Source organism: Pseudomonas sp. PVC-5-1 (assembly GCF_057444345.1).
Genome location: NZ_CM172024.1, coordinates 3,241,057 through 3,255,247 on the forward strand (window position 1 = coordinate 3,241,057; position 14,191 = coordinate 3,255,247).

At 63.1% G+C, this 14,191-nt stretch carries 12 protein-coding genes; 5 read left to right on the forward strand and 7 right to left on the reverse strand.

Annotated features, from left to right (window positions below):
- Positions 1–148: 148 nt before the first annotated feature.
- The 5 genes from hemB to glaH all read right to left on the reverse strand — a co-directional run bounded on the left by hemB (position 149) and on the right by glaH (position 6,282).
- Positions 149–1,123 carry a porphobilinogen synthase gene (gene hemB / locus AC2T3R_RS14675; RefSeq protein WP_013972900.1) on the reverse strand — a complete coding sequence of 325 codons (975 nt, stop codon included), beginning with the start codon at positions 1,121–1,123 and terminating at the stop codon, positions 149–151.
- Between the two features lie 280 nt (positions 1,124–1,403).
- Positions 1,404–2,297 carry a PA4780 family RIO1-like protein kinase gene (locus AC2T3R_RS14680; RefSeq protein ID WP_191472598.1) on the reverse strand — a complete coding sequence of 298 codons (894 nt, stop codon included), beginning with the start codon at positions 2,295–2,297 and terminating at the stop codon, positions 1,404–1,406.
- 87 nt (positions 2,298–2,384) lie between these two features.
- Entirely contained in the window at positions 2,385–3,776 is a 1,392-nt protein-coding gene (gene gabP, locus AC2T3R_RS14685) for a GABA permease (RefSeq protein WP_023661037.1), read from the reverse strand.
- 151 nt (positions 3,777–3,927) lie between these two features.
- Entirely contained in the window at positions 3,928–5,190 is a 1,263-nt protein-coding gene (lhgO, locus tag AC2T3R_RS14690; RefSeq protein WP_003260140.1) for an L-2-hydroxyglutarate oxidase, read from the reverse strand.
- A gap of 114 nt (positions 5,191–5,304) precedes the next feature.
- The gene (glaH, locus tag AC2T3R_RS14695; RefSeq protein ID WP_015270629.1) at positions 5,305–6,282 is read right to left on the reverse strand and encodes a glutarate dioxygenase GlaH; all 978 of its coding nucleotides are present in this window, start codon (positions 6,280–6,282) and stop codon (positions 5,305–5,307) included.
- 195 nt (positions 6,283–6,477) lie between these two features.
- Here glaH and csiR point away from each other — a divergent pair, with 195 nt between their 5' ends.
- The 3 genes from csiR (at position 6,478) to AC2T3R_RS14710 (ending at position 9,434) form a co-directional block, all read left to right on the forward strand.
- Positions 6,478–7,173, forward strand: coding sequence for a DNA-binding transcriptional regulator CsiR (csiR, locus tag AC2T3R_RS14700; protein WP_015270630.1), 696 nt, complete (start codon positions 6,478–6,480; stop codon positions 7,171–7,173).
- Positions 7,174–7,384: 211 nt separating this feature from the next.
- On the forward strand, positions 7,385–8,065 hold the full coding sequence (locus tag AC2T3R_RS14705) for a response regulator transcription factor (RefSeq protein WP_013972905.1): 681 nt from the start codon (positions 7,385–7,387) through the stop codon (positions 8,063–8,065).
- Entirely contained in the window at positions 8,043–9,434 is a 1,392-nt protein-coding gene (locus tag AC2T3R_RS14710; protein WP_309668631.1) for a sensor histidine kinase, read from the forward strand. Before AC2T3R_RS14705 ends, AC2T3R_RS14710 begins: the two co-directional genes overlap by 23 nt.
- 134 nt (positions 9,435–9,568) lie before the next feature.
- On the opposite strand, the gene cysS is transcribed toward AC2T3R_RS14710, so the two are convergent.
- Positions 9,569–10,951, reverse strand: coding sequence for a cysteine--tRNA ligase (gene cysS / locus AC2T3R_RS14715; RefSeq protein WP_013972907.1), 1,383 nt, complete (start codon positions 10,949–10,951; stop codon positions 9,569–9,571).
- Positions 10,952–10,960: 9 nt separating this feature from the next.
- On the reverse strand, positions 10,961–12,664 hold the full coding sequence (locus tag AC2T3R_RS14720; RefSeq protein WP_015270632.1) for a glutamine--tRNA ligase/YqeY domain fusion protein: 1,704 nt from the start codon (positions 12,662–12,664) through the stop codon (positions 10,961–10,963).
- Positions 12,665–12,911: 247 nt separating this feature from the next.
- Here AC2T3R_RS14720 and AC2T3R_RS14725 point away from each other — a divergent pair, with 247 nt between their 5' ends.
- Entirely contained in the window at positions 12,912–13,412 is a 501-nt protein-coding gene (locus AC2T3R_RS14725) for a peptidylprolyl isomerase (RefSeq protein WP_003259195.1), read from the forward strand.
- On the forward strand, positions 13,409–14,131 hold the full coding sequence (locus AC2T3R_RS14730) for a UDP-2,3-diacylglucosamine diphosphatase (RefSeq protein ID WP_013972909.1): 723 nt from the start codon (positions 13,409–13,411) through the stop codon (positions 14,129–14,131). Before AC2T3R_RS14725 ends, AC2T3R_RS14730 begins: the two co-directional genes overlap by 4 nt.
- The last annotated feature ends 60 nt before the right edge of the window (positions 14,132–14,191 follow it).

Consider the following 14,191-nt stretch of genomic DNA (forward strand, 5'->3'; position numbering starts at 1 on the left):
TGTCGATGAATGCTCTAAGGGATGAGATACAACGGGACACTAAATAATTCAGCGCTTACGGTTTTTTTGTGTTTTTCCTCACCGGTTGCGGCGCAGGTAAAGAAAAGCCGCTGCGATGGCAGCGGCTTGCATGGGCAACGGCTCGCGGTCAGATGCCTTCGCGGGCCAGGTCCATGGCGAAGTAGGTGAGGATCAGGTCGGCACCGGCACGCTTGATCGCGCCAATGCTTTCACGCACCACCCGGCCTTCATCGATGGCGCCAGCCAGGCCACCGAACTTGATCATCGCGTACTCGCCGCTCACCTGGTACGCCGCCAGCGGCAGGCGCGAGGCGGCACGGATATCGGCGATCACGTCGAGGTAGGCACCGGCCGGCTTGACCATCAGTACATCGGCGCCTTCCTGCTCGTCGAGCAGCGACTCGCGCACGGCTTCGCGGCGGTTCATCGGGTTCATCTGGTAGCTCTTGCGGTCGCCCTTCAGCGCGGTACCACCGGCTTCACGGAACGGGCCATACAGCGACGAGGCGAACTTGGTGGAATAGGCCATGATCGCGGTGTCGTGGAAGCCGGCACCATCCAGCGCGCTGCGGATGGCCTGGACCTGGCCGTCCATCGCCGCCGACGGGGCAATGAAGTCGGCACCGGCAGCAGCGGCGATGACCGCCTGCTTGCCCAGGTTGGCCAGGGTGGCGTCGTTGTCCACACCGTGGTCGTGCAGTACGCCGCAGTGGCCGTGGCTGGTGTATTCGCAGAAGCAGGTGTCGGACATCACCACCATTTCCGGCACGGTGTCCTTGCAGATGCGTGACATGCGCGCGACCAGGCCGTTTTCGTTCCAGGTGTCGCTGCCGACGGCGTCCAGGTTGTGCGAAACGCCAAAGGTCATCACCGACTTGATACCAGCGCGGGCATAGCGCTCGATTTCCTGGGCCAGCAGCTTCTCGGGAATGCGGTTGACGCCCGGCATGCTGGTGATCGGCACGAAGTCATCGATACCCTCTTCGACGAAGATCGGCAGGATCAGGTCTTCAAGGCGGAACTCGGTTTCCTGGAAGATCGTGCGCAGGGACTCGTTCTGGCGCAGGCGGCGTGGACGAACGGACGGGAATTGGTTGGACATGACAGCTCCAGGGAATTTGAACGGCGTATACCTTATGCCTGTCGCGCGCCAGTGAAAAGGCCGGATGACGAGATATTGTTTTGCGTCAACAGCAACAAGCCTGCAATGGCCCTATCGCTGGCAAGCCCTGGCCTTGCCTTCAAGGCATGCGCAGGTCCTGTAGGAGCAGCCTTGTGCTGCGAAGGGGCCATTACAGCCGAAGGTGATGTGTTACCTTGCAGGCCTCTTCGCAGCACAAGGCTGCTCCTACAGAGAACTGTGCAGCCCTCAAGGCAACATTTTACTGAAGCCAGGGCGGCGCAGGCTCCTCTGCCCTGGCCGCCCCATGCTCAGCCTCGGCCCGCGCGGCGCGCCGGCGCGCATCCTCCAGCCGGGCCGCATCGATTTCGCGCATCACCCCGGCCACGTCAGCCGCCTGCTCGTCATCCTCGAACAACCCCGTCAGTGGGCTGTCCGGGCGCAGTTCGCCCGCCTCGTACAAGGCCCACATTTCCTGCGCATACCGGGTACTTTTCAGCTCCGGCGCAAAGCGCCCGAAATAATGGGCCATGTTGGCCACATCGCGCTGCAGCATGCTGAAGGCATGGTTGTTGGCCGCTGCATCCACCGCCTGCGGCAAGTCGATGATCACCGGCCCGTCCGGGCCAAGCAGCACGTTGAACTCCGACAGGTCGCCATGCACCAGCCCGGCACACAGCATCAGCACGATCTGGCGAATGACGAAGGCATGGTACGCCCGGGCTTCCTCGGCCTCGAGATGTACGTCGTTCAGGCGCGGGGCCGCGTCACCGTCGGCATCGGTCACCAGCTCCATCAACAGCACGCCGTCCTGGAAATCGTAGGGCCTGGGAACCCTAACGCCAGCGCCGGCCAGACGGAACAGCGCCGCCACTTCGGCGTTCTGCCAGGCGTCTTCGGCTTCCTTGCGGCCGTACTTGCTGCCCTTGGCCATGGCCCGGGCCTGACGGCTGTTGCGAACCTTGCGGCCCTCCTGGTACTCGGCAGCCTGGCGGAAACTGCGCTTGTTGGCTTCTTTATAAACCTTGGCGCAGCGCACCTGGCTGCCACAGCGCACCACATACACGGCGGCTTCCTTGCCACTCATCAACGGCCGCAGTACTTCGTCGACCAGGCCGTCTTCGATCAGGGGTTCGATTCTTTTGGGTGTCTTCATCAGGCTGCGTTCGGGGTCCTGGCTGTGATGGCGGACATCCTCTCACAGCCTGATGCGACTTGCTCGTCTGTCTTCAGGCCGAGCGACTCAAGCGCCCTGCCCTACGCTGCCAACCACCGCCTCGCGCGCCCGGCGCCGTGTGACCAGAAGGCCCGAACACACCACCAGTACCGCCAGCACCATGGTCGATACTACTTCCAGACGGTGATCCGGGCGGAACAGCATCAGTACCAGCACGCCGCTGATGAACAGGATCACACCCCAGGTCAGCCATGGGAACAGCCACATGCGGTAGCCCAACGTCTTGCCCTGTGCAGTCAGGCGCTGGCGCAGGCGCAGCTGGGAAACGGCGATCACCAGGTACACCAGCAGGGCAATGGCGCCGGAGCTTGCCATGAGGAAGCCGAACACCTTGGCCGGGACCAGGTAATTGGCAATCACCGCCAGGAAAGCTGCGCCTGTGGACAGCAGTACAGCCACCACGGGGGTGCCGCTGCGGCTGGTCACCTGGGCGCAGGCCGGCGCATCACCGCGGCGGCTCAGCGAGTAGACCATGCGCGAAGCGGTATACAGCGACGAGTTGAGGCAACTGGTCACCGACGTCAGCACCACGAAGTCGATGATCGCCTTGGCATTCGGCACGCCCAGGGTGTCCAGCACCGTGACATAGGACCCTTCGGTGGCCAGGCGCGGGTCAGTCCACGGCACCAGCGCGATGACGATGAATATCGACAGGATATAGAACAGCGTGATCCGCCAGATCACCGAGTTGGTGGCCTTGGAAATATGCTTGCCCGCTTCATCCGATTCGGCTGCGGCAATGGTCACCACTTCGGCGCCGAGGAACGAGAACATGGTAATCAGCATGGCGCTCAGCACCGCACCAAAACCGTTGGGCATGAAGCCGCCACTGTCCCACAGGCGCGACACGCCGCTGACACCGGAGCCTGGCAGCAGGCCGAAGATGGCGCATACCCCCAGCGCGATGAAGCCGACAATGGCCACCACCTTGACCAACGCCAGCCAGAACTCGAACTCACCGTAGTTCTTCACGCTGAACAGGTTGGTGGCGGTCAGCAACAGGGTAATCACCAACGACAAGACCCAGATCTCCAGCTGCGGGACCCAGGAATTGATGATGGTGGCGGCGATATTGGCCTCGATGGGAATGATCAGTACCCAGAACCACCAATACAGCCAGCCGATTGTGTAGCCGGCCCATTTGCCGATGGCGAGGTCGGCATAGGTAGAGAACGAACCGGTGTCCGGTGAAGCAACGGCCATTTCGGCCAGCATGCGCATCACCAGCACCACCAGCGCGCCGGCCAGGATATAGGCCAGGATGGTGGCGGGCCCTGCCTCGGCAATCGCACGGCCGGAGCCGACGAACAGGCCGGCACCGATCACGCCGGCAATGGACAGCATGGTGACATGCCGGGATTTCAATCCATGACTCAAATTGTTCTTGTGGGTTTGCATGGCGCTACCTTGTTGTTTTTGTCATGCCCACGCTGGGGCCGCCGGCTTGCACGTCACCGACGCAGGCGCGAAAAAGCCCGCCCTGCCCCAGATGGTGAGTAGGGCAGTACGGGTTGAGGAAAACGAAACCGCAGGGCGTATTACGGGCAGGTCAGCCGGCAGCCCGCTGACGAGGCGCCAGGTCGGCCTTGGGGAAACTGCCGCCCTGGCGGCCAACCTGCTCGCATACCTTGTCGACGATGTACGCGCCGATCGGGATGGCGGAGGTAGCGGCCGGCGACGGTGCGTTGCACACGTTGACGCTGCGAGCGGTGTTGACGAACAGGAAGTCGTCGATCAGCTTGCCGTCACGCGATACGGCCTGGGCACGCACGCCGGCCGGATAAGGCGTGAGGTCGGCCTTGGTGATGCTCGGGCAGTATTTCTGGACCTGCTTGAGGTAGCCACCCTTGAACAGCGAGTTCTTCATCTCGATCAGGCCTGGGCGGAAGTTCTTCGCCAGCACCTTGAGGATGCCGGGGGTGGTCAGGGTCTGGAACAGGTCGGCTGGGCTGACATCACGCTTGCGGTAACCCTCGCGCTTCATTGCCAGCACGGCGTTGGGGCCAACGGTCACGGTGCCGTCGATCATGCGAGTCAGGTGCACCCCCAGGAACGGCATGGACGGGTCGGGAATCGGGTAGATCAGGTGGTTGACGATCTGGTTGTGCTGCTTGGGCAGCAGGTAGTACTCGCCACGGAACGGGCAGATGACGAACTCGGTCCGCAGGCCCAGCATGCTCACCACGCGGTCGGCCATCAGGCCCGAGCAGGTCACCAGGAAACGGCTGCGCAACTCATCGTCATGATGGTCACCACGCGTGCGCACGACCACTTCGCTGGCCAGCTCCTGCAGGCCAACCACCTCGGCGCCATAGCGGATCTCACCGCCGGCGCGCTGGAACTCGGCGCCCATGGCCGCAGTCACTTCAGCGTAATTGACGATACCGCTGGAGGGCACGAAGATGCCGCCCATGCCAACGATATTGGGCTCGCGCTCGCGCAGTTCGGCCGCCGACAGCCAGTAGCGCTCCAGGCCATTGGCCGCGGTGCGCTCCCACAGCGCCTTCATGCGCTGCATTTCCAGGTCGTTGGTAGCCACCAGCAGCTTGCCGCATTCATCGAAGCGGATACCGTGCTGGGTGCAGAAAGCCTTGGTGGCCTTGTTGCCTTCCAGGCAGAAGCGCGCCTTGAGGCTGCCGGGGGTGTAATACACGCCGGCGTGGATCACGCCGCTGTTGTGGCCGGTCTGGTGGCGGGCCGGGCCGGACTCTTTCTCCAGCAGGAGAATCTTCGCATCCGGGTAGACCTTGATCAGGTGCATGGCCGTGGACATGCCCACAATGCCACCGCCAATGATGATGAAATCGTACACAGCCTTACCTCACACGCAGGCATTGCCTGACTGGCTCACCAAGGCCCGCGCGGGCCCTGGTGGCATCGTTTTGTGCAAAGACGCGAGGGCGGGCGCCCGCCCCGCGCCCTGTCATTATTGCCCGCGCTGGTACAGCGGTTTGGGGAAGGCCACGTAACCGCGCTGGCGCATCAGCTCGCGGCGCAGGCCTTCATGCGGCGTGAAGCGGTCGCGGCCATGCAGCCAGAACAGGTTGTTGATCAGCAGGAAGCTACCCACACCGACCGGTACCGAAAGCTTCTTCTCGCTGCCTTCCAGCGATTCGGACAAGGCGTTCAGCCAGATGCCCTCCTCGTAGTTTTCCGGCTGCACGAACTGGTCGATGTAGCGCATGGTCGGGCGGCCTTCGGCATCGGTGTCGAATACCGAGTGGAACACATCTTCGGACACCTTCTTGCTCGGCGGTGCGGTCCAGCGCATTTGGCGACGGGCCAGCGGGTGGCGGAAGAATTCGTCGCACTGCTCCCAGTCGTCCAGGTGCAGCAGCAGCGAGTTGCCGCCTTCCATGTTCTTTTCGTCAATCTTCAGCATCAGCACGTAGTCGGTGATCTGGTTGACGAAGGTGCCGTCGTTGTGCAGCTCCATGACCCGGTGCGGCTGGCGCAGGTAGCTGTCGGAGTTGTCGGTGTTGACCACCACGAAGCGGGCATAGAACTGGCCGCTCATGGCGTCGTAGTTGGAGCGGCCGATCAGGTGTGCGCAGGCGGTGGTGAACTTGACCATGTCCTCGGCCTGGCTCACGTCATCCAGGCCGACCGGGGTGATCAGCATGCCGCCGCTGGCGCGGTTGAGGATGGTATTGAGCAGCACCGGCCGCAGGGTGCCCTGGCACAGCTCGTCGAGGATCTCGCCAACCCGGAAGCGCAGGAACGACTTGTACTCCAGCGCCTGCACCGGCCACTGGGCAACAGCCTGGACGAACGCTTCGACCGTTTCGCGGGCAAAGGTGAGCTCAAGCAGGCGCGGCGACTGTTTCGAAGGGGCGATGGTGTAACCACGCGGCTCGAGCGGCAGTGGCATCACAAGTTCGTCGATCTGCGTAAAAGCGTTCATGGCAGTGTCCTGGCAGAAAAAATGAGTAGCGCCGTCCGGGCATGACCTGGATCAGTGCGGGCGAGCTAAAATTATCGCCATAAACGCAAAATGTCTACATTTTTATTTTCCAAAGACAGAATGTATTTTTGTCCATTGTTTTTCGCCGGCGAACGCTTTCGGTATGATCGTCAAAACCGTTTGAGGAACAGGACCTTGGAAGCGCTCGCCCCCCGACAAAACTCAGCATTCAGCGGGTATGAGAGGCTCAAGAAGGACATCATCCGCGGCGTGTTCAAACCCGGCGAAAAGCTGCTGATGAGCACCCTGAAGGAGCGCTACGACCTGGGCGTGGGCCCGCTGCGCGAAGCACTGTCGCAGTTGGTGGCCGAGCACCTGGTCAACGCGATCAGCCAGAAGGGCTACCGTGTGGCGCCCATGTCGCTGGACGAGATGAACGACATCTACGATGCCCGCGCCAACCTGGAGGCGATGATCATCACCCTGGCCATCGAGCGTGGCGACGACGCCTGGGAGGCGTCGGTACTGGCCCACTCGCATACCCTGGCCAAGGTGGTGGAAGTGAAGACCCGCGAGCAGCGCCTGGATGTGTGGGACGAACGGCACAAGGCGTTCCACACGGCCATTGCCTCGGGCTGCGGCTCCAAGCACCTGCTGCAGGCGCGCACTTACCTGTTCGACCAGGCCGAGCGCTACCGGCACCTGTGGCTGACCCAGACGGTGTTTTCCGAACAGGCCCTGGAGCTCAAGCGCCAGGAGCATGCGGCTCTGGTGGAAGTGATTCTGGCCCGGGACGCCAAGCGCGCCAGTGCCATGATGCGCTCGCACCTGATGACCCCGGTGCCGATCATTGCGCAGATCATGCATGCCGAGGGTATCGGCGCACGCTAGAGGGTTGCTTTGTATCCCTCAGGGCCCTATCGCCGGCAAGCCAGCTCCCACAGGTACTGCGCTGCCTTCGGGGCCTGTGGGGTCTCTGTGGGAGCTGGCTTGCCGGCGATAGGGCCAGGGCAGGCAAAACGCGCCAGATGAATTTTTCTTAAATCGCCGTTTGGCTATTCTTTGGCACAATCAAGTCTCCAATAGATGCCCGGGAACCAGCATGCCTCGCGTACTGACTATCGAAGACGACGCCGTCACCGGCCAGGAAATCGTCGCCGAACTTACCAGCCACGGCCTTGAGGTGGATTGGGCCGACAATGGCCGTGAAGGCCTGGCCAAGGCCATTGCCGGCGGCTACGACCTGATCACCCTGGACCGCATGCTGCCCGAGGTCGATGGCCTGACCATCGTCACCACGCTGCGCAACCTCAAGATTGCCACGCCGATCCTGATGATCAGCGCCCTCTCCGACGTCGACGAGCGGGTGCGCGGCCTGCGTGCCGGGGGTGACGACTACCTGACCAAACCGTTCGCCTCCGACGAGATGGCCGCGCGGGTCGAAGTGCTGCTGCGCCGCAACAGCGTACCCATGACCCAGACCCGCCTGCAGGTCGCCGACCTGCAACTGGACCTGATCAGCCACGAAGCCCGCCGTGGCGAACAGACCCTCAACCTGCTGCCCACCGAGTACAAGCTGCTGGAGTACCTGATGCGCCATAGCGGCCAGGTGATCACGCGGATGATGATTTTCGAGGAAGTCTGGGGCTACCACTTCGACCCGGGCACCAACCTGATCGACGTACACATCGGTCGCCTGCGCAAGAAAATCGACTCGCCCGGCCAGTCGCCGCTGATCCGTACGGTACGGGGCTCCGGCTATGCCATTGCTGAACCCGTCTAAGGGCTGGAGCTCCTCGACCAGCCGCCTGCTGGCGCTGTACAGCTTTCTGTTCGTGGCCTGGAGCAGCATCCTCATGGGGGTGCTGTACTTCGAGGTGTCCAGCTACCTGAACAAACTCACCCGCCATTCGATGCTGCAGCGCCAGCACCTGTTCGCGCACATGAGCGGCAAACAGCTGGACGACGCCCTGGTCGCCAGCCAGGCCTTCGAGGAGCGCAGCTTCGACGCCTACGGCCTGTTCGACAACCAGCTCAACCCGATCGGCGGGCGCATTCGCGCCATCCCGCCAGAGCTGGGGCTGGACGGCAAGGTTCACGAACTCAAGCGCTGCCTGGACGCCGACGACCCGCACATGCCGCGTGACAGCTGCGACGCGGTGGCGATCAAGGTGCAGGATGGCCGCTGGCTGGTGCTGGTGCGCGACAACGGCTCGCTGTTCGTGGTGACCCGGATCATCCTGCATGCCCTGCTTTGGGGGATATCGCTGACCCTGATCCCGGGCTTTGCCGGCTGGTACCTGCTGAGGCGCCGCCCACTCAAGCGTATCCGCGCGATCCAGGCCCAGGCCGAACTGATCGTCGCCGGTGACCTTACCCACCGCCTGCCGCTGTCGGCCCGGCGCGACGAGCTGGACATGCTGGCAGCCATCGTCAACGCCATGCTCGACCGCATCGAGCGGCTGATGCACGAGGTCAAGGGCGTGTGTGACAACATCGCCCACGACCTGCGCACCCCGCTCACGCGCCTGCGCGCCCAGCTGTACCGCATTCGCCAGCAAAGTGACGCTGACTCCACCCAGGCCGAGGCACTGGACCAGGCCATTAGCGAAACCGACACCCTGATGGCGCGTTTTCGCGGGTTGTTGCGCATCAGCGAACTGGAAGACCGCCAGCGGCGGGCCGGTTTCGTCCAGCTTGACCCGCACGAGTTGCTGGTCGAGCTGCACGACTTTTACTTGCCGTTGGCAGAAGATGGCGGCATCCGCCTGGAACTGCAGCAGCCGGCCGAACTGCCGGCATTGCATGGTGACCGCGAACTGCTGTTCGAGGCACTGGCCAACCTGGTGGGCAACGGCATCAAGTTCACGCCCGAGGGTGGGCTGGTGCGGATAACGGCGACGCAGGACGACAAAGGGCTGCACCTGGCCATCGAGGACAGCGGGCCGGGTATTCCGGAAGAGGAACGTGCGGCGGTGCTGAAGCGCTTCTACCGTAGCGATGAAGGCCACCGCCATGCGGGGTTCGGGCTGGGGTTGTCGATCGTTGCGGCGATCGTCGACCTGCATGGGTTCGGGCTGGAGGTGGGGGAAAGCGAGCTGGGCGGGGCGAGGCTGGTACTGCACTGCCCGCTCGCCGGGCTAGCCAAATAGAAGCTGGGGCCGCTATGCGGCCCATCGCCGGCAAGCCAGCTCCCACAGGGACTGCACAGTTCTTCAGTATTGCGCGGTTCCTGTGGGAGCTGGCTTGCCGGCGATGGGCTGCGCAGCAGCCCCAGTGACATCGATCAGTCGGCCAGACGCCAGGTAGTCCCACCCTTGCCGTCTTCCAGCACCACACCCATGGCAGTCAGCTGGTCGCGAATGCGGTCGGACTCGGCCCAGTTCTTGTCCGCACGCGCCTGCAGGCGCGCCTGGATCAAGCCCTCGACCTCAGCGGCATCCACCTTGCCTTCGGCACCGGCACGCAGGAAGTCATCGGCTTCCAGCTGCAGCACCCCCAGCACATCACCCAGCTCGCGCAGGCGACCGGCCAGGCCGGCAGCAGCCTCCACGTCGCTTTCGCGCAGGCGGTTGATCTCGCGCACCAGGTCGAACAGCACGGCGCAGGCTTCGGGGGTGCCGAAGTCGTCGTTCATGGCCACGCTGAAGCGCTCGACAAACTCTTCGCCACCCTTGGCCGCCACCCGTGGCAAGCCACGCAGGGCGTGGTAGAAGCGCTCCAGCGCGCCCTTGGCATCGCGCAGGCTGTCTTCCGAGTAGTTGATCGCGCTGCGGTAGTGGCTGGCCACCAGCAGGTAGCGCACCACTTCCGGGTGATACTTCTCGAGCACGTCGCGAATGGTGAAGAAGTTGTTCAACGACTTGGACATCTTCTCGCCATTGATACGAATCATGCCGCAGTGCATCCAGGCGTTTGCGTACTGCTTGCCGGTGGCCGCCTCGCTCTGGGCGATCTCGTTCTCGTGGTGCGGGAACTCCAGGTCGCTACCGCCGCCGTGGATGTCGAAGCTTTCACCCAGGCAGCAGGTGGACATCACCGAGCACTCGATGTGCCAGCCCGGACGCCCCGGGCCCCATGGCGACTCCCAGCTCGGCTCGCCCGGCTTGACGCCCTTCCACAGCACGAAGTCCAGCGGGTCCTGCTTGGCTTCGTCGACCTCGATACGGGCACCGATGCGCAGGTCTTCGATCTTCTTGCGCGACAGCTTGCCGTAGCCGACGAACTTGCCGACGCGGTAGTACACGTCACCATTGCCCGGGGCATAGGCATAACCCTTGTCGATCAGGGTCTGGATCATCGCGTGCATGCCGGCGATATGGTCGGTGGCACGCGGCTCCTGGTCCGGCGGCAGGATGTTCAGGCGGCGCTCGTCTTCGTGCATCGCGTCGATCATGCGGGCGGTCAGGGCATCGAAGCTTTCGCCGTTCTCGTTGGCCCGGTTGATGATCTTGTCATCGATGTCGGTGATGTTGCGCACGTAGGTCAGCTCGTAGCCGCTCTTGCGCAGCCAGCGGGTGACCAGGTCGAAGGCCACCATGCTGCGGCCATGGCCCAGGTGGCAGTAGTCGTACACGGTCATGCCGCACACGTACATGCGCACCTTGTTGCCATCCAGCGGCTTGAAGGTTTCCTTCGTTTTGCTCAGCGTGTTGTAGATGGTAAGCACGGCGGTTCCTCAGCTGCCCCAGGAGTCACGCAGGGTGACAGTGCGGTTGAACACCGGGCGGCCCGGCTGGCTGTCCTTCAGGTCGGCGCAGAAGTAGCCTTCGCGTTCGAACTGGAAACGGTCCTCGGGCTGCGCCTGGGCCAGCGACGGCTCGGCGCGGCAGCCGCTGAGCACCTGCAGCGAGCCTGGGTTGATGTTGTCCAGGAAGCTGCCGCCCTCCTCGGTCTTTTCCGGGTTCGGCGAGCGGAACAGGCGGTCGTACAGGCGCACTTCGCACTCGATGCTGCCCTCGGCCGGTACCCAGTGGATCACGCCCTTGACCTTGCGGCCTTCCGGGTTCTTGCCCAGGGTGTCCGGGTCGTACGAGCAGCGCAGCTCGACGATGTTGCCGTCGGCATCCTTGATCGCCTCGTCGGCGCGGATCACGTAGCTGCCGCGCAGGCGCACTTCACCGGCCGGTTCCAGGCGCTTGTAGCCCTTCGGCGGCTCTTCCATGAAGTCGTCGCGGTCGATGTACAGTTCACGGGAGAACGGCAGCACGCGCACGCCCATGTCTTCCTTCGGGTGGCGCGGCAGTTCGAGCTGCTCGACCTGGCCTTCCGGATAGTTGGTTATGACCACCTTCAGCGGGCGCAGCACGCACATGGCGCGCGGTGCGGTGCGGTCCAGGTCGTCACGAATGCTGAACTCGAGCATCGACATGTCGACCACGCCGTCGGAACGGTTGGTGCCGATCATTTCGCAGAAGTTGCGGATCGAAGCCGGGGTGTAGCCACGGCGACGGAAGCCGGACAGGGTCGACATGCGTGGGTCGTCCCAGCCTTCGACGTGCTTTTCGTCGACCAGCTGCTTGAGCTTGCGCTTGGACGTGATGGTGTAGTTCAGGTTCAGGCGGCTGAACTCGTACTGGCGCGGGTGCGCCGGCACCGGCAGGTTGTCGAGGAACCAGTCGTACAGCGGACGATGGCCTTCGAACTCCAGGGTGCAGATCGAATGGGTGATGCCCTCGATGGCGTCCGACTGGCCGTGGGTGAAGTCGTAGTTCGGGTAGATGCACCACTTGTCACCGGTCTGGTGGTGGTGGGCATGGCGGATACGGTACAGGATCGGGTCACGCAGGTTCATGTTCGGCGAGGCCATGTCGATCTTGGCCCGCAGCACGCGCTCGCCATCCTTGAACTCGCCGGCCTTCATGCGCGCGAACAGGTCGAGGTTCTCGTCAACGCTGCGCTCGCGGAACGGGCTGTTCTTGCCCGGCTCCTTGAGGTTGCCACGGTATTCCTTGGCTTGCTCGGGGGTAAGGTCGCAGACGTAGGCCTTGCCACGCTTGATCAGCTCGACCGCCCAGTCGTGCAGCTGGTCAAAGTAGTCGGAGGCGTAGCGCACATCGCCGGCCCAGTCGAAGCCCAGCCACTTGACATCGCTCTGGATGGCGTCGATGTACTCCTGGTCTTCCTTGGCCGGGTTGGTATCGTCGAAACGCAGGTGGCAGACGCCCCCGAATTCCTTGGCCAGGCCGAAGTTGACGCAGATCGACTTGGCGTGACCGATGTGCAGGTAGCCATTGGGCTCCGGCGGGAAACGGGTGACGATGCTGCTGTGCTTGCCCGAGTCCAGGTCGGCCTGGATGATCGGCCGCAGGAAATTCGCAGGGACAGCGGGGGCGCCTTTGGCAGCGGCGTTGGGCGCGTTGTCGGCAGTGGGCTTGCTCATAGGATCCTTGAATGCACGTGTCCGGCCTGGGTAGGCCGATTGAATCAAAGGGCCTATCATAGCCGAAGCAGTCAAGCTGCTGACAGTCGGGCCCGGACAAACTGGCGTGATTTATCACGGCTTTTTGCCGCAGCCTGGCAAAATGGCCAGTGCGCGCCATGTGTCGCGATCGCCTGATCCTGCGTCAGGTGATGACCCGCGCCCTGCGCACCCTAATTCCGATTGCCTTGAAAGAGCGAGTTTCAGCATGTCCAAAGTCAAACTGAGCACCAACCACGGCGACATCGTCCTGCAACTGGACGCCGAGAAAGCGCCGCTGACTACCGAAAACTTCGTTCAGTACGTCAAGGACGGCCACTACAATGGCACCGTGTTCCACCGCGTGATCAAGGGCTTCATGATCCAGGGCGGCGGCTTCGAGCCTGGCATGAGCCAGAAGAAGACCCGCGCCAGCATCCAGAACGAAGCCGACAACGGCCTGAAGAACAAAAAGTACAGCATCGCCATGGCCCGTACCATGGAGCCGCACTCCGCCTCGGCGCAGTTCTTCATCAACTCGTCCGACAACGACTTCCTCAACCACAGCGGCAAGAACGTTCAGGGCTGGGGCTACGCGGTATTCGGCGAAGTGATCGAAGGCCGTGAAATCGTCGACGCCATCGAAAAGGTCGCCACCGGTTCCAAGGCTGGCCACCAGGACGTGCCGAAGGACGACGTGATCATCGAGAAAGCCGAGATCGTTGAGTGATCCTGCTGATCTCCGATCTACACTTGCAAGAAGAACGCCCGGACATTACCCGGGCGTTTCTTGATCTGCTCGATGGCCGTGCCCGCCACGCCAAGGCGTTGTACATCCTTGGCGACTTTTTCGAAGCCTGGATCGGCGACGATGCCATGACGCCCTTCCAGCAGTCGGTCTGCCAGGCCATGCGTCGGCTGAGTGACAGCGGCACGGCCATCTACCTGATGCATGGCAACCGTGATTTCCTGATCGGCCAAGCCTTCTGCGACGCTGCGGGCTGCACGTTGCTGCACGACCCCAGCGTGATCGAGCTGGGTGGCGAGCAGGTGCTGCTGATGCATGGCGATACCTTGTGCACCCGCGACCTGGCCTACATGAAAATGCGCCGCTTGCTGCGCAACCCGCTGAGCCTGTGGGTGTTGCGGCACCTGCCGCTGTCGGCCCGCTACAAGCTGGCACGCAAGCTACGCAGCGAAAGCCGCTCGCAAACGCGGATGAAGTCCACCGAGATCGTCGATGTCACGCCAGAGGAAGTGCCGAAGGTAATGGCGGCGCATGGTGTACGTACCTTGGTGCATGGGCATACCCATCGGCCGGCGATACACAAGCTGGTGGTCGACGGGCAACCGGCACGGCGTATCGTGCTGGGCGACTGGGACCGCCGAGGCTGGGCCTTGCAGGTTGACGAGCAAGGCTTTCAGCTGGCGCCGTTCGAGTTTTCCTGACCGACCGAGGCACCTTCTTCGCGGGCATGCCCGCTCCCACAGGTACTGCACCAAGGCTGC

What these genes read in the sequence shown, in the direction of transcription:
- AC2T3R_RS14705 (WP_013972905.1), top strand. Translation starts at nt 7,385, where the DNA reads ATGCCTCGCGTACTGACTATCGAAGACGACGCCGTCACCGGCCAGGAA.
- gabP (WP_023661037.1), bottom strand. Translation starts at nt 3,776, where the DNA reads ATGCAAACCCACAAGAACAATTTGAGTCATGGATTGAAATCCCGGCAT.
- AC2T3R_RS14710 (WP_309668631.1), top strand. Translation starts at nt 8,043, where the DNA reads ATGCCATTGCTGAACCCGTCTAAGGGCTGGAGCTCCTCGACCAGCCGC.
- AC2T3R_RS14725 (WP_003259195.1), top strand. Translation starts at nt 12,912, where the DNA reads ATGTCCAAAGTCAAACTGAGCACCAACCACGGCGACATCGTCCTGCAA.
- hemB (WP_013972900.1), bottom strand. Translation starts at nt 1,123, where the DNA reads ATGTCCAACCAATTCCCGTCCGTTCGTCCACGCCGCCTGCGCCAGAAC.
- AC2T3R_RS14720 (WP_015270632.1), bottom strand. Translation starts at nt 12,664, where the DNA reads ATGAGCAAGCCCACTGCCGACAACGCGCCCAACGCCGCTGCCAAAGGC.
- AC2T3R_RS14680 (WP_191472598.1), bottom strand. Translation starts at nt 2,297, where the DNA reads ATGAAGACACCCAAAAGAATCGAACCCCTGATCGAAGACGGCCTGGTC.
- glaH (WP_015270629.1), bottom strand. Translation starts at nt 6,282, where the DNA reads ATGAACGCTTTTACGCAGATCGACGAACTTGTGATGCCACTGCCGCTC.